Below are 20,621 nucleotides of genomic sequence, written 5' to 3'. Positions count from 1 at the left end.
CGCGGGCATCCAACCGGGTTGTCGAGTTTTGATTGCGTGGACCGACGGGTCGAGGAGGCTGGCTCGATCGAACAAAAGGGATCAACGGCACCTCTGCCGAAACTTATTGGCTGGCGTGCAGTGCAGTAAGACAGCGAACTGCGAGGGCCACGCAAAGAGAAGGTCGTCGGGGCAAGCGGCTCAACCGCGGAATGCGCGCGTCGCCAAACCTTGGTCGAGCCCGATCGATCTCACACCTCGCTGTTTCATCCAGATGGCGCTGAGGCTGTCATCACGCGAGTTAACTCGAACTAGCGATCTATCAAAGCAATAGGTCTGTACGAAACGAACGGAGTTGCGCAGTAACCGGCCAAACCCTCAGCAATGATTCCTGCGCGCCGTCAGGCGGCGCTAGGCGGCTGGTACAATCAAGAGTTTATCTTTTGTCAAAGATTTGCCGCGACCTTCCGGAGCTGGCGCCAAACGTTATAACCAGTCCTGCGGGGTCCCTGAATGCGAGCATATCTGAGCTCCTGGCTCTCGAAGCTCCTAGCCGGAGAATTGGCGGCATTTGGCGGGCCGGCCACCGATGAAACGGTTGCAGGATACATTCGTGCCGAGCAGGTCTCCCTCGTGCTTGGCTATTCGCTGGGCATCATGATGGCCAACGCCTGCAATGCGACCGTACTCGCCATTGCGCTTTGGCATTCGCCAGACAGAAACGTTGCCCTGATCTGGGCGGCGACTGTCGTCTGCGGCGCGCTATCGATAGGCCTGAAAGCGCGTTCATCACGACTGATGACGAAGCCCCAGTTCGTGTCGCGCCAGGCCATGCACCGGTTGGTACGGAATGCGCTGGTTCTCGGAACTGCCTGGGCAATTGTGCCGGTGGCTTTCTTCGCGAATGCCTCCAATGGCGGGCAGCTCGTCATAACGTGTCTCTGCTCTGGAATGCTTGCAGGTGGCGCATTCGCCTTCGCCACGATTCCGGTGGCGGCAGTTGCGTTCACGGCTCCGATCTTTGTGGGTACCGCAATTTGCCTCGGCAGAAACGACGATTTCGCCTATCTGCTCGTCGCTATTCTGGTCGTGGCCTATGGCTTCGTACTCCTGCCGGCGTTTTCGCCAATTCCTTCGCGTTTACCAGACGCACGATTGCTCAACTGGAGGCCGAAAGGAGGGGGCGACGGGATCCGCTGACCCAACTGCCGAACCGTTTTGCCTTCAATGAGTGCCTCGAAGGTGCCCTCAACAGGCTCGCCCGCACGGGCGAGGAGTTCGCGGTTCTTCTCCTCGACCTCGATCGCTTCAAGGAAGTGAATGACAAATTCGGCCATCCCGCTGGCGATGACTTTCTCGTGCAGACCGCGGCGAGACTACAGCGATGCGTACGGCAGACTGATACTGTTGCGCGCATCGGCGGCGATGAATTTGCCATTGTTATGACCAATCTGACCAAGGTTGAGGATGCCTTCGAAGTCGCCGAGCGGTTTGTCGGCGCCTTCGCCGAACCATTCGCCATCGAAAAATGTGAGATCGCGGGAGCGACCAGCATCGGCATCGCAATGGCGCCGCGCGATGGCGACGTACCTCATGAGCTCCTGAGGAATGCCGACATTGCGCTCTATCGCGCCAAGCAAGCGGGTCCGGGAACGATCTGTTTCTATGAGATCTCCGATGACAAATCAGCGCACGAGCACAGAGCGTTGCAGCAGGATCTGGAGCTCGCGATCGACAGAGACGAGCTATTCCTTCTTTACCAACCATTCTTTGATATTCGAACGGACCGCGTCACCGGCTTTGAGGCCTTGCTGCGCTGGCGGCATCCCGTCCGTGGGGTAATTTCCCCGACCGAGTTCATCCCAATCGCCGAAGAGACCGGACTGATCCACGGAATCGGTGAGTGGGTGGTGCGACGCGCCTGCGCGACGCTGTCGAACTGGCCGTCTGACCTCAGGATCGCCGTGAATTTTTCGGCAGCTCAGTTCCATAACGTCAGCATCCTTGAGACAATCGTGCAGGCCCTCTCCCAAGCCAGAGTCGCTCCTCATCGTCTCGAAATCGAAATAACCGAATCGATGCTGATCTCGAAGTACGCGCCGGCATCATCGATCCTGAACGCACTCCTACAATTGGGAGTGACGGTGGCACTTGACGATTTCGGGACGGGATATTCGTCGCTGACCTATTTACTGAAACTGCCTTACACTCGCATCAAGATCGATCAGTCCTTCATACGAGACATGTTGAGCCGACCAGAGAGCGCGGCGATCGTAAAATCAATCATCACACTGACGCAGGACCGGCAGATCGGCGTGGTCGCCGAAGGCGTCGAAACCGCCGAGCAGCTCGACTATTTGCGAAAAGCCAATTGTGACGAAGTGCAAGGATACCTCATCGGTCGGCCGGTCGCGGCCGACGAAATCTTTGCTCTGCTCGATCAAGACAAGCGATGGTCGACACCAGCCGCTTGAATGACGGGGCGCCCTTCGTCATTCCGATGGTGGTAAACACCCGCATCCTAAGTGGAACAGACGCCTGGCCTGCTGGAGTAGCCATCAGAACCGATGACAAAGGTGTGGTGGAGCTAGCTTTCTCCAAATTCAAAGTTGCCCAAATTGATTGCCTAATGCGGCATTGGGACGAGATTCGCCACCTCTCTGAGGTCGATCAATCGTGCTTTGGCAGATTGCTGTGCGAGCCGGAGGGAGGCTGGGGAGAAAAGGATTTGCGGGCGCGTGACGCCTAACGTAGAACCTAGAGCAAGTCTGAGAGGTGTCGGATATCGTAGGCCGTGGACTCGGGCGAAGCATGCACGGCGCGTAGGCAGATCACCGTCGAGCCGCGAACCCCGACGCTCGCGGCGATCTCCTCATTGCTGACCCCAGCGTCCGCTGCCAGCAGCATCAAGCCATCTTTAATGAGCTTCTAAGGGGAACTACGGGTCGTTCGCTCCTTTGGAACGGTCGGGCGTCGAACTGAGAAGCCACCAATGCGCGTGTCTCTGTTGTTTGCTGCGTTGGCCTTTGGGATCGCGGGATACGTAACTGTTACTCCGGCGAGAACTCGAGATTTCCATGGTGCATGCAGGGGAGAGGCGTCGGATATCCCGGCGATTGCATGTACCAGACGCGCGCGCAGTGCCTCGCGTCCGCATCCGGGCGACAAGTGACATGCGGGGCGAGCGGCGGTGGCAATACAGAGATCGACTCGGTGGTGCAAGTCGGAAAGGCGGCCCACTGTCCGAGCCTGGACAAGCCTATAAATTCGCCGATGGTCTCCAAGTTAGAGTGGGTTCGAAAGCGACAACGCGCCATTATCGGCAATAACACCAGACTGTCGTTCGTTGGTGTGCGGCGGTCGCTGCCATGAAGCCATCAGGACCTAGATGGTCGAGGATGAAGACGCGTATCGAGTGCGAACGCTTCCTGAATGTGCTACTGGTACGCGCCTTTCGCCTTGGTCGGGTCGAAGATTCCAGCTGTGGTTGGACACCGCGCGGTGTTTGGCCAGGAGCGCATCACCGAACGCCTGCTGTCCTGCGCCCGGGATTCCGGGCAGCAGCCAGTTGGCGTTCGGAACGTCGGCGGGGCGAACGATGTGAACGTCGGACACGTCGATGACATGATGCGCGGTCAGTACGTGCGGCGCTGTGTCGAGCGTCTTGAAGCCTTTGTGAACCGCGACTTCCAGGATCGCTGTCGCCGGATCGAGAGAACAATAGACGACGCGGACGCCTATGCTGTTCCACCGGCCGCCGGCCAGGAAAGCGCCTTCGCCACTATCCCAGGTCGACGCGTAACGTGCCGGATCGAGGCGCCAGGCGATGAGCTTGCCGCCTCCCAATGGCTCTACGGAAGACGTCACGCATAGACACCGTAGGCGAGGCGCGTAAGGTACTGTTCAACGAGTTCGACGCCGGCCGGCGTGACGAGCAGGTCAATCGGGCGGCGCTGGTCAAGACCGATGGCCGGACGCTCGAGCCACTGCTCGGCCTCCTCCTGCGAACCGAACACGTCCGTGGCCTTGGCCAGAATTTCGGCAAACTTCCAGGTTCGCCCGCTTTGCTCCTGGCTGAGCGGCTTGTCCGGAGCGTCCTTGCGCCGCTGAAAGGTGCGAAGGCTCATTCCGAAGGCTTTTTCCAGCGAAGCTGTTTGAATGAAGAGGAGGTGGGCGGACGAAGTGGCTCAGCGCGGATCCAGGCAGTCCGTCCAGCAGAAGTTCATGGGCGTCGAGGGCGCTTGTGATGCGGCGCGACAGGATACGGGGTCCGCCGAGCAGATCGGCCACTTTTTGCAGGTCATTGCCCGGCACGTTCCCAACAGGTTTTTCAGCGGCCGCTGTCATGGTGGTCTCGCGACATGTGTCGCTTAATGTGCGTCACATGTCGTGATAAATCAAGGGATGGCCTCTTATGGAGCTCGGCTCACTTACATCGCGGAGCCGCATGTGGGTTCACGACCTTAGATGGGGGATTCGAGCTGCCGGGGTGGCCATCAATCTGCGCCGAAACAACGGACGGACGATTTCCCCTTTCCAGCATCGAGGAATGTCCAGTCTGTTTGACTACCAGCGACGGTTAGCATCTGCGGCGCAGTCACGATTCGAGCTAACCGCGAGAGCGTCGCCGAACCGAGATCGCTCATCTCAGCTGCGCCATCTGGAATGCGATTGCCAGTCGCCGAGATAGTCGAGATCGCCGTCGCTCGCTTCGAATGCGCTTTTGATCTCGGCCATCTGCCACTTGTGATCCGGCAACAAACAATGCCGTCCGTTGAAGTGCGAGTGGACCGGGACCGCAGAGATCGACGACGATATAATCTTCTCCCGAACGCCAGCCCAGAAGGATGCCTCCGTTCTCAAGGGGGGAAGATCCCGCAGGCTATTGCCGGTTGGACCATGTCGAAATCAAAAAAGGTGATCTCTCCGACGCCGGCGCGCGCCAGTTCTAGACCGGCGAAGCTTCCGATCGCGGCAGGAACTCAAGGCGTTCGCCCCCTCGAGGTTTGGCCACGGCGGACCACCTCGCCGGAGCCACCTGTCCGTGCGCATCGCGATTCTGCCTGCGCCTGATGGACGGAGGTGATCTCGCAAGCGGTCTTGGCGTCACTCACCCGACATTCGTAGCTGGATGGCGCTGTCGCAGCTCCGACGCGCGTCGGTACTCTTTCGCCCGGAGCAGCGAGCTAGAGTGGGCCGCATTCTCCCATATAAATGTTCGAAATTCCTAGAGAAATCCAAAAATAGGCGCGATGGTATAACATTTGCTGTTCCGTTCGCAGCTGTCGAACTTTTTGGAGCAATTCCATGCACACTGTCGTCTGCATCAAACAAGTCCCGGATTCTGCGCAGATCCGCGTGCACCCCGTGACCAATACGATCATGCGCCAGGGCGTGCCTACCATCATCAACCCCTATGACCTGTTCGCGCTCGAGGCCGCGCTGGAGCTGCGCGATCGTTTCGGCGGCGAGATAACCGTGCTTACAATGGGGCCACCATCGGCCGAAGACTCTTTGCGAAAAGCGCTGACCTTTGGCGCGGATCGTGCCGTTCTGCTGACCGATCGTTGCTTTGCGGGTTCCGACACCCTAGCCACAACGTATGCACTGGCAACAGCGATTCGGAAGATTGGTAAGGAATACGGGCCGCCGAACCTCATTTTTACCGGCAAACAGACCATAGACGGCGATACCGCGCAGGTCGGTCCCGGCATTGCAAAGCGACTTGGCGTGCTGCAGCTAACCTACGTCGCCAAGGTCAGATCCTTGGATCTCGCAGCGCGTACGATTGAAGCGGAACGGCGCTCCGAAGGTGGTGTCCAGGTGCTGCATACCAGGCTGCCCTGTCTTGTCACCATGCTGGAGGCTACCAACCAGATTCGGCGCGGCGCAATGGCGGATGCGCTGCGGGCTGCGCGTGCGCCGATTGTGAAATGGAGCGCGCATGATGCCGGCGTCGAGGACGTCTCCAAATGCGGTCTCAAGGGTTCGCCGACCGTTGTGAAGCGAGTGTTCGCACCCTCTGCGCGCGCCGAGAAAGCAGCGCTGGTTGAGACCGCCGAGCAGCCCGCACAGGCATTGATTGACGCAATCTTCAAGCAACAGCCGAAGCTCGAGACCGATCTTGCCGCATTAGCCCGCGATGCTTGATCTTGAGAGTTTGGTGAGAAAAATCCCGAACGCGTCAACGCCCTGGCGTCCCTCCTCACTCCGACAAGCGCGGAGGCATGGAGAGCTTGGCGCTGATGATTCAGGCGAGATTGGCGCCGTCCTCACGCCGGCGCCCTCAGCGCGAGGTATGCCTCCGGCGGCCTAATGCGTCGAGTTGGCCGAAACTGGGCCGGTCCCACGCTAGAGCGGTTTCCAGTTGAGGTGAATCGGAACAGTCAAAGGGGATTCCCACGGGCACGCAAATCAGATTCGGTGTTGCCCGCGACAACATGCGGGGCATGCGATGGCGAAGGGATACTCCAAGGACCTCAGGGTGCGTGCGGTTGAGCTTGTTGAGTCCGGCGAAAGCGCACGTGAGGCTGCGCGCATTCTCAATCTCGGCGCTTCGACTACGATCCGATGGATGGATCGTTGGAGGAAGACCGGAAACGTTGAGGCCAAGCCCGGCACCGGGCACAGCCGCTCGCCGTTGGAGCAGCACAAGCAGTGGCTGATCGAGCTGATCGCCGCGGAGCCGGACCTGACGCTCGAGGAGATCCGCGCGCGTCTGCGCTCTCAGAGAAAGCAAAAGGCCGGCATCGGTTCGATCTGGCGTTTCTTCGACCGTCACAGCATCACCTTCAAAAAAAACACTGCACGCCGCCGAGCAGGATCGACCTGACGTCGCTGCCGAGCGTGCCGCGCTGAAAGCCGAGCAGCCCAAGCTGCGTGCACCGCGCCTCATCTTTATCGACGAGACTGCGGTCACGACGAAGATGGTCCGGCACTATGGGCGCTCTCCTCGCGGTGAGCGCCTCGTCTCTGGCGTGCCCCATGGTCACTGGAAGACGCTGACGCTTGTCGCCGCGCTGCGCATCGATGGCCTCACGGCGCCCTATGTCATCGACGGTGCAATGGATGGGCCCTCGTTCCTGGCTTATGTCGAGCAAGTCCTGGCGCCGACCTTGCGCAAGGGCGACATCGTCTTCATGGACAACTTGCGCACTCACAAGATCGTCGGTGTCCGCGAGGCGATCGAGGCTGTCGGCGCCCGCGTGCGTTATCTGCCGGCCTACTCGCCCGACCTCAATCCAATCGAACAGGCCTTCTCCCGGTTGAAAGCTGCGCTGCGCAAAGGCGCCACCCGCACGGTCCAAGCCCTGCTCAAACTCATCGGCAAACTCGTCAAGTCGTTTGCGCCGCAGATGTGTGCCAACTACTCTAGGCATGCTGGATACACCAGATGATCCACATCATGTGGAAAATGCTCTAGTGTCCTGAATCAAAAGTTCGGCGGACTCCAAATCGACTCGATGATAGCGGACTCTCCTGATTTGGGGAGGATTGGCGATGGGTCGGCGCTTTGCTCCGCTGGAGCTTGATGAGGTGGAACGTGCTGAGTTGACATCGTTGGCGTCGCGTCGAAGCACTGCTCAGGCGTTGGCACTGCGGGCTCGGATCGTCCTGGCCTGTGCTGAGGGCGAGCAGAGCAAGGTCGTGGCGGCCCGTTTGGCTGTCGATCCCGACACGGTCGGCAAATGGTGGCGGCGGTTCTCCGAGCATTGGCTTGAAGGTCTTTGGGACGAGTCCGCGATCGGGGACGCCACGCACGATTGAGGATGCCCGGATCGAGGCGGTGATCGTTCGCACCCTTGAGACCCAGCCTCCCGGGGCCACCCACTGGAGTTCGCGCAGCATGGCGCGGGCCAGCGGGCTGTCAGTCTCAACAGTACAGCGTATATGGCGCGCTTTCGGCTTGCAGCCGCATCGGTTGGAGACCTTCAAGCTCTCAACCGACCCCGACTTCGTCGCCAAGGTTCGCGACATCGTCGGCCTTTACGTAGCTCCGCCCGAGCGCGCCATCGTACTGTGTGTCGATGAGAAGTCGCAAATCCAGGCGCTGGATCGCAGCCAGCCCATGCTGCCCATGCGACCTGGCCAGCCGGCGCGCCGTAGTCACGACTACAAACGCCATGGCGTCACCTCGCTGTTTGCCGCCCTCTGTAGCGCGTCGATCTGGATGGGAAGGCGCGGCAATCTGGATGGCGAGTCAGTGTCGCGGCGGAGTGATGATTGCCGCGCAGATTGTCGCGCGCAAGAGTTTTGTTGAGCTCTGATTGTCGCGGAGCGTCAATCAGCGACAGTTTTGGGTGTCGCGTGCGAGGGCGGGCGTCCCGGACCGCGTTTTCGTTCGAGCGCGGTGCGCCTGCGATAGCTCTCGACGTTCATCTCAACGATGGTGGCGTGGTGAACGAGACGATCGATGGCGGCGAGCGTCATGGCGGGGTCCGGGAAGACCTTGTTCCATTCGCCGAAGGGCTGATTGGCGGTGATCAGCATCGAGCGGCGCTCGTAGCGTGCGCTGATGAGTTCGAACAGCACGCTGGTCTCGGCCTGGTCCTTGGTGACGTAGGCAAGATCATCGAGGATCAGGAGATCGAAGCGATCAAGGCGGCTGACGGCCGCCTCGAGGTTGAGCTCACGCCGCGCCACCTGAAGCTTCTGGACGAGATCGGTGGTGCGGGTGAAGAGGACACGCCATCCGTTCTCGATGAGGGCCAGGCCGATAGCTGCCGCCAAGTGGCTCTTGCCGCCGCCGGGCGGCCCGAACAGGAGCAAATTAGCGCCCTTGCCCAGCCAGCTGTCACCGGCGGCGAGCGCCATCACCTGCGCCTTCGAGATCATCGGCACGGCCTCGAAGTCGAAGCTGTCGAAGGTCTTCCCAGCTGGCAGCCGCGCCTCGACGAGATGGCGCTCGGTGCGCCGGCGACCGCGTTCGGCGATCTCGTGCTCGGCAACGGTGGCGAGGAAGCGGGCCGCCGGCCAACCTTCCTTGTCGGATTGCTCGGCAAATTGCGCCCACAGCACCTTGATGGCTGGCAGCCGGAGCTCGTTGAGCAACAGATTGAGGCGCGCGGTATCAACGGTGTTGGCCACGCTCATGCGTCACCTCCGATCTCGGCGGTACCGATGAGGCATTCATAGGTGGCAAGCGGCGCGAGCTGCACCACGACGTTCGGCAGGTGGGCGGGGTCGGGAGCGAAGTGAGCGCGCAGCCGGTTGAGTTCGGGCAGTCGGCCGGCGTCAAGATCGGCCGTGAGCTGATCGGCGAGTTCGGCCTCGCAGCCGCGCTCATGAGCGAGCGCGAGAAGATCGACCATGATCCGGCAGGCCTTCTTGTCCGGCCAGCGCTCGCGCAATCGGTCGAAGGTTCTCCGATAGCCCTCGCGCGGGAACAGCCTGTCTCGATAAACCAGATTGAGAAGCGCCATTGGCTTGCGCCGCAGGGAATGGATCACGTGCCGATAATCGACGACCTGATCGTACTTGCCATTGGGATGCGGTCGCCCGCGCGGCAAGGTCAGGAGGTGCGTGCCACCGACGAACACGTCGAGGTGATCGTCATAGAGCCGCGCCCGCAGCCGGTGACCGATCAGGCGCGATGGCACCGTGTAGAACACCTTGCGTAGGGTGAAGCCGCCCGATGACGTCACGCGGACGATCACCTCTTCGTAGTCCGAGGTCCGGCGATCGGGCAGCTCCTGCAACACCACGCGCTCGCTATCGATTCGCTTGGCGTTGCGGGCGTTGCGGCGGCTGACGATCTCGTCGATGAAGCCGCGATAGGTAGCAAGATCGTCGAAGTCGACAGTTCCGCGCAGCAGCAAGGCGTCCGCGATTGCTCGCTTGAGATGACCGTGGGGCCCTTCGATCGAGCCATTCTCGTGGGCGACGCCTCGATTGTTGCGGGAGGGACGCATGCCGTAGTGGGCACAAAGGGCCTCGTATCGCTGCGTCAGATCGTCCCGTGCATCGCGATCGAGATTGCAGAATGCGGCCGACAGGCTGTCGGTCCGATGCTCCCGCGGCGCCCCACCGAGCGACCAGAGAGCGTTCTGCAGGCCTTCGGCCAGGGCAACGAAGCTCTCGCCGCCAAGCACGACGTGGGCGTGCTCGAACCCGCAATAGGCCAAACGGAAGTGATACAGACGATGATCCAGCGGCGTGTCCGCGATCGTAACACCCAACTCGCCCATGTCGGTGAAGTCGGAGAGGCCGAGCTGGCCGGGCTCGTGGGTTTGGCGGAAGATCACCTCCTGCTCCTCGCCGTGGATCGCCCGCCAGGCACGGATACGACGTTCCAGGGTACGACGGATACCGGTGCCGAGATCAGGATGACGTCGGAGCATCTCCTCGAAGACCGCCACCGGGCGTAAGCCAGGTGCCGCCTTCAGGATCGGGACGATCTCGGTATCGAACACGTCGCTCAGCGGGTCGGGTCGTCGCCGGCCGCGGGGAGCCTTCTTTTGCGATGGAAGTCGGGGATCTCTCTCGATCCGATAGGCGGTCGACGCACTGAATGACGCCTTGGCCGCCGCCACTGGCGGGCTATCGGTCTGACGGTACTTCATGTAGAGCCTCATTTGGTGATCTGTGATGTGTCGGCCGGGCAAGCGAGTGATTCCTCTTGGCGGAAGAACCACTTGCATAACCTGCCGGCCGCGATCACCAGTCGGCGCGGTCCCTCGCGGATCGCGCCGACGCCGGGCTCGTAACTCCGGTCGGGCTACGCCCTCCCTACGTCACGAGCCCGGCGAAACTCTCTCACCTTGATTGACGCGCTCTTCCATCCTGATCGCCGCGCGACAGCCCTCGACGTCGCAACCGGCCGGGTCATTGGCAAATGCTATGGACGCCATCGTGCCAAAGAGTTCCGCAAGTTTCTCGATGAGATCGAAGCTGCGGTTCCAGACGATCTGGACGTCCACCTCGTCATGGACAATTACGCAACCCACAAGACGCCGTTGATCCGCAACTGGCTGGCAAAGAGGCCGCGCTGGCACGTCCACCTGACGCCAACCAGTTCATCCTGGCTCAATCAGGTCGAACGCTTCTTTGCACTCATCACCGAGCGTAAGATTAGGCGCGGCATCTATCGCAGTGTGGCGGCGCTACGGGCCGAGATTGCCTCCTTCATCGACCATCACAACGCTGACCCAATGCCGTTCCGATGGACCAAATCAGCTGACGACATTCTCGGCTCAATCGAACGCTTCTGCGCTTACAATCTGCCCGCCAAGGCATAAAATGCCATGAACTTTTGGTTCAGGACACTAGTCGTAGTCCGGTCCGCCACGCTCGACGGCTTATGCTGCTCGCGCTGGCTGTCGAGAAGCTGACGAGCCCGGCTGCAATTCACCACCGATCCAAATGCGAAAGCGGGCCGTGCTCGCCCACCTGCTGCCTTGACTGAGAATGTGCAACCTGCCCGGTGCTGCCCGCTCAGAGAAGGTGCCGTTGAGTTCGCGTTCGGTTCCGTCGCGAGCTCGTCGCGGCGATCGGGATCACCCGCTTGGCATTCGCCATCGCGGCCGCTTCCATCAATCAGCTCTTGCCGAGCGGTCAAGGCAAGCTTCGTCGCCTCGAGATGGGCTTTATGCCGGTTGTCAAGCGGACCGTGCGAGAAAACAGACGCACATAAAGGAATGCCTTTCTAAGCTTCTCATCAGAGGCTTCGGGCTCGTCAGCTTTTCATCAGCAGTCACGGGTAGCAGGTGATATCTGCTTCTTGAGTTCCCTAAAACGGATGAGACCGCCATGGACCCGAGAAACTGCGACCCATTCTCTTCGGGCCCGCGAAGTTCCAATCATCTGTTGGGGGGACAGCAGGCAGCTCAGGGGGCGCAAGCGAACGAAGCTGGGCAAACGGATTTTGAGCAGCGACTGGGTGAGGCGGCCGAAGCCGCCGTCGCCCGGGATACTCCGCGCCCGACCTATCCTCAGCTATCCAGCGAAGATGAGAGTCTCATAGAGGCGGTTGAAACAGACGCTGTGCGCAGGAATCTGCAGGAGCAAACGGCTCGGAACTATGCCTTTTCTCTACGAAAACTTGGGAATGATCTTGTCTGCCGAGGCAAGACCATTTCCGGTCTCGATCAGACTTCCCTGCTTGACCACGCTTGGTTGTACTTTCCCGCCGACGAGCAAATGCGCCACGCCTTGGGGGCGCTTCACAAATATCGCGAGCCTAGGGTGGCCGATGGAGATCGACATTATGTCCCCCCTGCGGAAGACAAGATTCTGATCGACGGCGCGGTTCAGGCAGCTGCGGCACGCCGGGGATGGGCACCGCTCACAGCCGAGAAGTATGATCGTGTTCTTCGTAGGCTGGCGAAATCGCTCGAGTCTCAGGGGCAAGCGATGGCCGCGCTCGATCACAACGCGCTGCTAGTCCACGCCAAGGGGATGTTCGGTAATGACAATGAAATGGACGCCGCATTGCTGGTGCTTCGCGAGCATCGTGAGCCTGGCATCTTAGCTGCACGCCGACCTCGTGAAGATCAGGCTCCCGCCGCCGAAGACAAATGCCTCATTGAGGCTGCGGCTCGTACCAGCGCGCGTCCCAAGAAGGCCATCAACGTCTACGTCAAAAATCTTCTCAGATTTGCTGGGGCGCTCAACGCAGATGGCCAACGAATGACCAATTTGGAATATCCGGAGCTGGTCAAACTTGCCAAAGAGCGGTTTCCCGGAAACGGCAGCATTGTCAGCGGGCTGGGCATGGTTCGTGATTACCGCAACGCGGAGCGCGCTTCCGGTAGGGCCACCCCTTGGCACGCGGAGGATGATCCGGCCGTCGCGTCACCGGAGTTAAGTTTCGAACCGGAGGAACTTTGGCGGTTACTGGAAGATCAACCGGTCCCCTCGCTGCCACTCCAAAACTCAGCGGGGCTTCGGGATGCCTCGGATGATCCGGATCAGTTGCGGGCTGAAAGTTTGAACACGGCGACGCTTCGGGAGATGCTCGTTTCGCCTGTCGGATCCCCATTGGACAGTGTGAATCAGCCAGATCCAGCCGTTCCGTCGCCGGTGCAAATTGTCGATCCGGAGGGGATTTGGCCGAGTATGGGTCAAGCTGGCCTCTCGCCAGTGGAAAGCTTCGACACGGCGAAGCTTTTGGAGATATTTGCTTCACCCAGACATTCGCCAACCGACAGCGTTAATAAACCAGATCCTTCGCCGCTGTGGGGCGTAGGCGGCTCGAGCTCCGGCGCACCATATGACGCGGTGCGCTCGGTGCCCGGGGTCCCCGATGCAGAGCTGGATCTCCCAACGGGCTGGCAGCACGGCGACCAATGGGCGCCGCCAGACCTCAAAGAAGGAATGCGTTTGCATGACGTGCTGCCGAGCGCTCACAGCCGGAGACGAATTTGACAATTTCGGGTGTGAACTACACGGGCATGCTGGGACCACCTGGCCTGGAGAACGAGATTGTTCTTCGCCGAACCTGAGCGGTCTCGCCTGCCGATCCGGAAATGTCGCCTACAGCCAGTCTTAGCGATGCAATTTAGCGGCACCCCGTCGGTCCATCACTGCCCTGGGAGAGGGGATAATCTGTCATGCTACCGGTCGTATCGCGGGCGGACTGATAGCTTGCGGAAGACGGCAGCAGCATCTTCGATCCTACCGCAGCAATTGGCCAAAGTCGGATTTGCGCACTGTTGACGGTACGAGGGAGCGCGTCCGGCGGCCAGGGGATTAACGTCGCTAAGTTCTCCCGTTAATAGCTGAAAGGAGTGCCTACTCACGCATGGCGGACGGCTCGTCGCGGTGCTTGAGATGTCTCTTGCGAGTATTGTAGCTGACCAGCCAGATCACACCGACGGCGATCGGCACGCACCCTGCGGTTAGATAAGAGGGCTCTACATGAAGTCCGACATCATGCGCTCCCTTGGCAAGGTAGCCAAACAGGCTGACCACATAATATCCTATCGCCGCGACTGATAAACCCTCTACCGTGCACTGCAGCCGAAGCTGCTGCCCAGCGCGTTCATTGATAGCATGCAGCAGGTCCCGATTCTGGCGTTCGATTTCGACGTCAACGCGGGTTCGCAACAGATCAGCGGCACGCGCCAGCTTGACCGACAGGGTTGCCTCGCGATCCGCAGTCGTCTCGCAAGTTCGCATCGCAGGTGCCACCCGGCGCGCGAGGAACGACGACCAGGTCGGATAGTCCGCGATCTCGCTGCCTTCGATGATAGATAAACGGGATTGGACCAATTCGTAATAAGCTCGGCTAGCGCCGAACCGAAACAGGCTTCCGGTCGCACCGCGCTCAAACGAGGCGGCCAACGAGGTCAGTTCGGCAAGTAGATGGTTGTTGAGTTTCAATCCCTCCGCGCCCTGCATTTCTTCGAGTACCTCGCCAAGACGTCTATCGATGCGATCGACGAATGGACCGAGCTCAAGAGCTGTCGATAGACCGAGCAGCGCCAGCGGACGATATGTCTCGACTTCAAGCAGCCGCTGCACCAACGCGCCGAGATTGTGCGGCGTCAAGCCGAGGTCGCAGACAAGAATCCTGGTGAAACCATTTTGGTCAACGCGAAAATCAGAAGCCATGACACTTTCTCCGCCCTTTATGCGGGCCATAGCCAGGCTGCTCTTGTCGAAAAGTTGTTCCGCCCGTGTCAATGGGCAGGCGTCTTGCTCTACGTCCAACTTGATTGCGACCAGCAATTGCCCTTCCTGCCGCAACGCTAGCATCAGGGAGTGAACCGCGCCCGGGGCGCCCTCCGCTTGGCGATCGGCCGGACTATTGACTATCCACGTGAAGGTGGCGAACTCGGCATGCTGTTCCCAACGAAGCGTCACAGGTCCGATATCAATCTGGTGATGTTTCGCTGAGGCCTGCGGTGAGGGAAGGTCGCGATCCCGACAAAATGCGACGAAGCCGCGGCGATCGCTTGCCGCCGCATCGCCCTTCGCAAGAAACGCGTAGTGGATCACCTTGAATGGTGGAATAAGCTGCATAAACGGACGCGCATGCACTTCGCTGAGCACGGCGTCGCGCTGCGGATGCAGCTTGAAAGTGTGAGTATCCAGTCGATCGAGCACGTGTAGGTACCTCATTTCAGAAACTGCATTTGCGCAGGCCCGCGATGTGGCGTGGTGGGTCAGCTCGAAGTCGCACCGATTCGCGCAAGCGGCGCCAAATGTCGTTGGTTGCCAGCAGACCCCCGCACAAGTATCGCTTGGTATCGATGTGTTGCCGCACGCGTCGTGGAGCGTAGACTTGCCTCCAGGAATAGCGCCGGCGGCACGACCGACGTTCGCACGGTTCCGTTCGCGTGACTTCGCCAATCGCCATCGTCGGATCCCACCGTCGATGAATGGATCAATAGCGCAATCATGACTCTCATCCTGGCGCCGCTCATCTCGTCTCGCAATTGGACGCGATGCAGGATCTGGGCCAGCACGAAACGAGCGAAAAGCTGTGCTTTTGGCAGCGATACGACCCGTTGAAAACTGTCAGAGAAAGATGTCGGACATGAAACGCGGCGACATTCAGCCGTGCCGTCCTCACGTAGGAGGTTTGCGAGAATTCGCCTCCGCGCTTCGGCCGGGAAATGCTGATAGGACGATCGGCCGCTGCCGACTGACGGCTGCGAATCCCTCTTCAGCGGTCAAGCATTCCGCGGCAATAACACTACACGCGCCGTAAGGTGACTGCTAGGCGTCGTGGCAGAGCCCGGCATGAGTTTGTCGTAAACGAAGACCGGCAGTCAGCGACTGAGAGCAACACGCTAGCGCGATGCGGCCTGCACGCCTAAAGCGCTGTCGGGCGGTTCGGGGCGCAAAGGCTGCACGGCTCTCGATGGCTTGGAAGTTCCTCGATAGATCGTGAGTGCAGCGATCACGCTGAGTGCGGCTGCAAACATCGAACCCGGGCGAAGCGTTGTCATGAGTTCGTTCAATGAGCCAAGTCGAGGCAAGTGGAGTGAAAGTACCAAACAGGGCGGCCGCGAGTGCGAAGGCCAGGGAGAAGCAGGTTGTGCGCACATGCGCAGGTACGATCTCAACCAGAGCGCCCAGCATAGTTCCGCTGTAGGTGCCAAAGTAGAAAGAGAACATCATCGCCACTGACAACATTTTGCCGAAAGTGGGAGCGCTCACCAGCCAATTCAAAGCCGGATAGGCCGTCATCAAGGCAAGGCTAGCAATGGCGAGCAGAACTGGCTTACGGCCAATACGGTCGGAGAGGGCGCCGCCAATTGGATTCCAGATGAAGTTGGTCACGGCGACCAGGAGTGTCACCAAGAGCGCATCCTGGGTGGACAGCTTCAAGACGGTCTTGCCGAACGTGGGCGTGTAGACGGTAACGAAATAGAAGGCGCCGTGCTCAGCATGGCCATCATCATCCCGAGGACGACGGTGCGCCAATTCGCAAGCGCAGAGGCAATGACCTCGCCTGCTGCGGGATGCTTTTTCATCGCCAGAAACTCAGGAGTTTCCTCCAGCGTTCGACGAAGGAAGAAGATGAGCGGGACGATAAGACAGCCGAGAAAGAAAGGAATTCGCCAACCCCAGGAGGCCACGGCCTCCACCGGCATCGATTCGTTCAGCAGGTAACCCGCGATCGCCGCGACAAAGATCGCGACCTGCTGGCTGGACGACTGGAACTAAGTGTAGAAACCACGATTGCCTGGGGTTGCGATCTCTGCCAGATAGACTGAAACACCGCCGACCTCGACGCCGGCGGAAAAGCCCTGGAGCAGCCGTCCGGTTAGAACGATAATGGGAGCGGCAATCCCGATTGTCGCATGGCTCGGACAGAAGGCGATAATCACGGTGCCGACTGCCATGATCGACAAGGTAATGATCAGGCCTTGGCGACGGCCAATCCTGTCAATATAGGCGCCCAGCATAATCGCGCCCACCGGACGCATTAAGGCGCCCAGCCAGAACACGCCAAACGTGTTAAGCAACGAGGCGGTTTCGCTCTCTGCGGGAAAAAAGCGTTCCCAATGGCGGTGGCATAAAAGCCAAATAGGAAAAAGCCGAACTGCTCGAGGAAATTGCCGCTGGTCGCACGGAGGATCGCGTTAAGACGCGATTTGACAGAGGCGTGCTGAACGAACATTTGTGACACCGCGAGTTTCCTTCCCAGTCGAAGGCCGGTCGCGGCAAACCCTACGCCGGCCCAATTGCTATCAGGCCGTGACTTTGTCGTTCAAGACATTAGCGACCGACCGGAAGGCGCCTTGTCTTTCGGGCATATTTTCGGCGGTCGCCAAACCTGACTTGAGATGAAGTTCAAACAGCCGTGACGCCCGGCGTTCATTTGGCGGGTAGGAGACGGTCCTCAAGCAGTCTTTCTCGGTCTATTAGCCCATGCCCCGTGGATTGGAAGCATATCCGTTTTCGTTGTCCGTTTTCTGACCGGCGTGCAGGGTCCTGTCAGCTTCAAGACATTTGCAACGAGGAGTCTCGCGAGGGTTCTCTCAACGTGCTCGGAACTTATGGAGCAGTGTCGGATTGGCACAGCAATTGCTGCAAGCGTGCAAGAACACAGGATGGCGAAGGAATGCACGCAGAACGAGCCAAAGCCGGCGGCAATCTCTTTGGTTTTGAGGACCTCGCGCCAGGCAGCCGCCGTATTTCACCACGACTCTGCGAGCGATGAGTGGCGCGCGGGTTACTCCAGCATCGGATTGCTTGTGGATCGGAAGTCAGCGCGGCGCCGCTTCGACTGGGCGGCGCTTTTCTTCGATACACTCATGAACGGGCCAAGCCCATCAGGCAAAAGCCGATACTGCGAAGATTGCGGGGGGCGCCACGATTTGATGCGGCCAAAAACGTCGAACCAGCGAACTATTTGATCTCGCTGCCGCTAGCCCTTGCCGCCTCGCTCGAATGATCGTTCTCTCCTCATAACAGGGTCCAAATGAGGTCTTCTCAAGCATCTCAATTCAAACAAGATCAGCCCTCGCAGATATTTTGTGAGCACTTGACTGAGCAAGCACGACTTCGGTTTGGCCCGCATCCGTTCACTGCGGAGATGTCCGAAGAACAGGTTGTGAGCCTGCTGCCTGAATACCTGGCGATGTCACAGGCGTTCCCGTACCTGCAGGCGGGCTCGCAAAAGAACCTCATATTCGACGTAATGCATCGCAATCGGGACGTTACCAGGGATATTGAGCTGACCAGCGTGGTCGCCAACTTCATCTGTTGGGATGAGACCGGCGGTTATGGCCGACTTCTCCAGGGCGGTAAGGCGGCGTTACCTGAAATTCTGGCTACCGAAAGCTTCCACTCGAACCTGCTTAGAAAAGATGCGTCGCGATTACTCGGCCGAGCAATACAGCCTAACTACAGCGCCACGACGAAGCGCTACCTGCATTGCCTCTATGATGGGTTGTCATCGAAAGATCTTCTAATCCGTTGCGCCTACATGGTCGCTTTTGAGCTACATGCTGCGGAAATGATCCAGGCACTGTGGTCCACTTTGACCAGGATCTTTGATGTGCAGGCCGGCGATCTCGAATACTTCCGGAGCCATGTCGGCGGTGACGATCCCGCAGAGAAATATCACGGAGAGATGACAAGCCGGCTCGTCCGCGAGCTCGTCCCGGTCGACCGTCGTGTTCGCTTCATGGGCGAGTTCGATCAAGCCTATCGGCTCAACGTGCAGTGGTGCCGCGACCTACTTCGAATTCCCCCATCTGAGGGAGATGGCCGAGCGGAGATCGAGCATCACGGCCGTTGTCATTGTGGTTCCGTCAAGTTCCGCGTCCGGGCGCCGCGAGAGGTCTCGGTAGTTCGATGCAATTGTTCAATCTGTAGAATGTCTGGATTTCTGCACTTGCTCGTGGCTGGTGACAAGCTCAGCGTAGAGCGCGGCGAAGAATCCCTCACTACCTACCAGTTCAATAAGAATATCGCCCGGCACACGTTTTGTCGGTTTTGCGGCGTAAAGCCATTCTATAGGCCGCGATCGAACCCTTCTGGATTCAGTGTCAATGTTCGATGTTTAGATAGAAAATCCATCGAAATCACAAGAATAGACGACTTCGATGGCGAGCAATGGGAGCAAGCGCTCAGCTCAATGCATGAAGGCAGCTTGGAATACCGTCTTGAAGATCACACCTTGGAGTGACCACGAATGCCGCGCGCAGCAAATGAAAAGCCCCGCCTGCTTTCAGAGGAACATCTGACGAAATATCGCATAGAGCTGTTGGTGAAGGGCACGGTGGTGATCGGTCCGCAGACTTTGTTCACCCAAGATGACCTGGCAAGGATCGATCAGCTGCAGACTGAGATTCCGGAGGAAGAAGTGCGGGAAGGAGATGCCGGCGACTCGCACAATGTCTTCGTAAAACGCGTGCGCGTAGACCCGCCGGGTCGCCCTCCCAGCAACGCGAATGGTGCAGCCCCAGGGCAGATTATCGAACTCCTCGAAAGAAAAGACCGCAGCTTCGTACTGAAAAAAATATTGGGAGCATCATCAGATTTTGTCATTCGCCGATGCCAAATGCATCGGATGCCTCCTGGTTCTTTTGTTGGCATCCATTTGGATGCTGCGAGCGACCCCGATTTCGAGTACTCCGTGATTGTGCAACTCGCGAAGAACTTCGAAGGGGGGGAGTTCGTGGTATATCCAAGCGCCTACGAACAGCAGGTATTCCGACCGCCATTTGGAGCCGTGCTGGTCACAACGTGTAAGCTCCGCCACGAGGTGAAACCTGTGCATACTGGTGAGCGCCGATCCCTGGTCTACTTCTGTTCAAAACGCGATGGCGTAAACCGAAGGACCATCGAAAGCACTTCTGGTGGTCTATGAGCCGGATTGGCCGAATGGCCGTCGGCGGGACGGCGTGGCGTTCGGAACCGGAAACCGCTCGCGGCTGCTTCAGGAGACACAGGGGGGCGCTTCGGTAACATTGTCATCTGAGGCAATATGGGGGGCAGTTTTCCATGGCACGCGACAGCCGCTATTGAGGACGTGTGTTCGACGTACGCATCCGATGCGGATAACTCCGGACGTGATTGCAGCCTCGTTGCGGAGGCTGAAATCGCAAAAAGCCAACCGAGGTTGGCGAAGTCGCCCTTATTGTTGACGGCCAGCCCTTCAGTTTTGAACTCGCAGCCGCTGCCGTAACCTAACGGCGGCAAGGTTCACTAAGTCACGACGATTGGTGGAGGGGCTTGGACAGAGACTGGCTGCGCGGCTGGAAAACCCTCACAAGTTGGACGCTTGCGGCGCATCTCGTTTTAAGTTGATTGTGGTGGATCACGCCCGCGAAAGGTCCGGAATCCGCGGAATTGATCGCGGCCGTCAGCTTTTGGTCAGGGGGCCTGGGTTAGTCAGGCGCGAAGAGTGCCTGGGGAATCCCACGGGGTCCCATCACCGATCATACTCGGTCAGGTGATGTTTTTTGGAGGATGATCACGTGTGCGGGTGAGATAGCCGAGCATGGCGATCTGCAAAGGCACACGCCGCATCGATGCGGTTGAGGTTTTCAATTCCTGCAGGCGTAAGAGCAGTCCCATCGTCCACGAGGCGCTCGCGGACATCAAGTGGAGCACAGGTACGATGTTGCAGACCGGATCTCAAAGCTGGATTTCGATTTCTGCAGAAAAAGCATTTGGAAACGCAGGCGGACGCACTCTCTCATCCGCGATCCGCGATGGCCGTTGTTCATGAAGGC

11 protein-coding genes and 6 pseudogenes are annotated in these 20,621 nt (G+C 59.2%); 11 read left to right on the top strand and 6 right to left on the bottom strand.

Features of this window, described 5'->3' with window-relative positions; translation table 11 throughout:
* Positions 1-492 precede the first annotated feature (492 nt).
* The 3 genes and pseudogenes from J2R78_RS05900 to J2R78_RS45100 all read left to right on the top strand — a co-directional run bounded on the left by J2R78_RS05900 (position 493) and on the right by J2R78_RS45100 (position 3,351).
* Positions 493-2,453 (top strand): annotated as a pseudogene (locus tag J2R78_RS05900) (putative bifunctional diguanylate cyclase/phosphodiesterase).
* Complete coding sequence (locus tag J2R78_RS05895) at positions 2,432-2,728, top strand: hypothetical protein (protein WP_069280000.1); 297 nt, start codon at positions 2,432-2,434, stop codon at positions 2,726-2,728. The pseudogene J2R78_RS05900 and the gene J2R78_RS05895 overlap by 22 nt, the downstream one beginning before the upstream one ends.
* A gap of 335 nt (positions 2,729-3,063) precedes the next feature.
* Complete coding sequence (locus J2R78_RS45100; protein WP_081334887.1) at positions 3,064-3,351, top strand: DUF3551 domain-containing protein; 288 nt, start codon at positions 3,064-3,066, stop codon at positions 3,349-3,351.
* A gap of 5 nt (positions 3,352-3,356) precedes the next feature.
* Here J2R78_RS45100 and J2R78_RS05890 read toward each other — a convergent pair.
* A pseudogene (locus J2R78_RS05890) lies at positions 3,357-3,846 on the bottom strand (RES family NAD+ phosphorylase).
* Positions 3,843-4,326: pseudogene (locus J2R78_RS05885) on the bottom strand (antitoxin Xre/MbcA/ParS toxin-binding domain-containing protein). The pseudogenes J2R78_RS05890 and J2R78_RS05885 overlap by 4 nt, the downstream one beginning before the upstream one ends.
* Before the next feature lie 960 nt (positions 4,327-5,286).
* On the opposite strand from J2R78_RS05885, the gene J2R78_RS05880 reads away from it, so the two are divergent.
* The 3 genes and pseudogenes from J2R78_RS05880 to J2R78_RS05870 all read left to right on the top strand — a co-directional run.
* On the top strand, positions 5,287-6,129 hold the full coding sequence (locus J2R78_RS05880) for an electron transfer flavoprotein subunit beta/FixA family protein (protein ID WP_057016774.1): 843 nt from the start codon (positions 5,287-5,289) through the stop codon (positions 6,127-6,129).
* Between the two features lie 304 nt (positions 6,130-6,433).
* Positions 6,434-7,376, top strand: a protein-coding gene (locus J2R78_RS05875; protein WP_253603407.1) for an IS630 family transposase whose coding sequence is annotated in 2 segments (ribosomal slippage) — positions 6,434-6,772 and positions 6,774-7,376 — 942 coding nt in all. Because the reading frame shifts where the segments join, the coding sequence is not laid out codon by codon here.
* A 103-nt stretch (positions 7,377-7,479) separates the two neighbouring features.
* Positions 7,480-8,131: pseudogene (locus J2R78_RS05870) on the top strand (IS630 family transposase); the annotation flags it as partial.
* Positions 8,132-8,259: 128 nt separating this feature from the next.
* On the opposite strand, the gene istB reads toward J2R78_RS05870, so the two are convergent.
* The gene (gene istB, locus J2R78_RS05865) at positions 8,260-9,072 is read right to left on the bottom strand and encodes an IS21-like element helper ATPase IstB (RefSeq protein WP_225649550.1); all 813 of its coding nucleotides are present in this window, start codon (positions 9,070-9,072) and stop codon (positions 8,260-8,262) included.
* Positions 9,069-10,619 carry an IS21 family transposase gene (gene istA / locus J2R78_RS05860; protein ID WP_253603405.1) on the bottom strand — a complete coding sequence of 517 codons (1,551 nt, stop codon included), beginning with the start codon at positions 10,617-10,619 and terminating at the stop codon, positions 9,069-9,071. Before istA ends, istB begins: the two co-directional genes overlap by 4 nt.
* Before the next feature lie 159 nt (positions 10,620-10,778).
* On the opposite strand from istA, the pseudogene J2R78_RS05855 reads away from it, so the two are divergent.
* Together J2R78_RS05855 and J2R78_RS05850 are read left to right on the top strand one after the other, a co-directional pair.
* Positions 10,779-11,216 (top strand): annotated as a pseudogene (locus J2R78_RS05855) (IS630 family transposase); the annotation flags it as partial.
* A gap of 511 nt (positions 11,217-11,727) precedes the next feature.
* Positions 11,728-13,344, top strand: coding sequence for a hypothetical protein (locus J2R78_RS05850; RefSeq protein WP_141713527.1), 1,617 nt, complete (start codon positions 11,728-11,730; stop codon positions 13,342-13,344).
* Between the two features lie 366 nt (positions 13,345-13,710).
* Here J2R78_RS05850 and J2R78_RS05845 read toward each other — a convergent pair whose 3' ends face one another.
* Both J2R78_RS05845 and J2R78_RS05840 read right to left on the bottom strand, forming a co-directional pair.
* Positions 13,711-15,027 (bottom strand): DUF3422 family protein, encoded by a 1,317-nt coding sequence (locus J2R78_RS05845; RefSeq protein WP_245313953.1) that lies wholly within the window; start codon positions 15,025-15,027, stop codon positions 13,711-13,713.
* 689 nt (positions 15,028-15,716) lie between these two features.
* A pseudogene (locus J2R78_RS05840) lies at positions 15,717-17,053 on the bottom strand (MFS transporter).
* A gap of 918 nt (positions 17,054-17,971) precedes the next feature.
* Between J2R78_RS05840 and J2R78_RS05835 the strand changes: the two are divergent.
* The 3 genes from J2R78_RS05835 to J2R78_RS05825 all read left to right on the top strand — a co-directional run bounded on the left by J2R78_RS05835 (position 17,972) and on the right by J2R78_RS05825 (position 20,617).
* On the top strand, positions 17,972-19,069 hold the full coding sequence (locus J2R78_RS05835; protein WP_253587750.1) for a GFA family protein: 1,098 nt from the start codon (positions 17,972-17,974) through the stop codon (positions 19,067-19,069).
* 6 nt (positions 19,070-19,075) lie between these two features.
* On the top strand, positions 19,076-19,753 hold the full coding sequence (locus tag J2R78_RS05830; RefSeq protein WP_253603402.1) for a 2OG-Fe(II) oxygenase: 678 nt from the start codon (positions 19,076-19,078) through the stop codon (positions 19,751-19,753).
* 633 nt (positions 19,754-20,386) lie between these two features.
* Positions 20,387-20,617 carry a hypothetical protein gene (locus tag J2R78_RS05825; protein ID WP_141713528.1) on the top strand — a complete coding sequence of 77 codons (231 nt, stop codon included), beginning with the start codon at positions 20,387-20,389 and terminating at the stop codon, positions 20,615-20,617.
* Positions 20,618-20,621 lie beyond the last annotated feature (4 nt).

Origin of the sequence: Bradyrhizobium sp. USDA 4538, assembly GCF_024171045.1 — a bacterium.
Classification (GTDB): Bacteria; Pseudomonadota; Alphaproteobacteria; order Rhizobiales; family Xanthobacteraceae; genus Bradyrhizobium; species Bradyrhizobium australafricanum.
This window is presented reverse-complemented; position numbering and strand designations above follow the sequence as displayed.

What these genes read in the sequence shown, in the direction of transcription:
- J2R78_RS05850 (WP_141713527.1), top strand. Translation starts at nt 11,728, where the DNA reads ATGGACCCGAGAAACTGCGACCCATTCTCTTCGGGCCCGCGAAGTTCC.
- J2R78_RS45100 (WP_081334887.1), top strand. Translation starts at nt 3,064, where the DNA reads ATGCAGGGGAGAGGCGTCGGATATCCCGGCGATTGCATGTACCAGACG.
- J2R78_RS05825 (WP_141713528.1), top strand. Translation starts at nt 20,387, where the DNA reads ATGGCGATCTGCAAAGGCACACGCCGCATCGATGCGGTTGAGGTTTTC.
- J2R78_RS05880 (WP_057016774.1), top strand. Translation starts at nt 5,287, where the DNA reads ATGCACACTGTCGTCTGCATCAAACAAGTCCCGGATTCTGCGCAGATC.
- J2R78_RS05830 (WP_253603402.1), top strand. Translation starts at nt 19,076, where the DNA reads ATGCCGCGCGCAGCAAATGAAAAGCCCCGCCTGCTTTCAGAGGAACAT.
- J2R78_RS05895 (WP_069280000.1), top strand. Translation starts at nt 2,432, where the DNA reads ATGGTCGACACCAGCCGCTTGAATGACGGGGCGCCCTTCGTCATTCCG.
- J2R78_RS05835 (WP_253587750.1), top strand. Translation starts at nt 17,972, where the DNA reads ATGTCCGAAGAACAGGTTGTGAGCCTGCTGCCTGAATACCTGGCGATG.
- istA (WP_253603405.1), bottom strand. Translation starts at nt 10,619, where the DNA reads ATGCAAGTGGTTCTTCCGCCAAGAGGAATCACTCGCTTGCCCGGCCGA.
- istB (WP_225649550.1), bottom strand. Translation starts at nt 9,072, where the DNA reads ATGAGCGTGGCCAACACCGTTGATACCGCGCGCCTCAATCTGTTGCTC.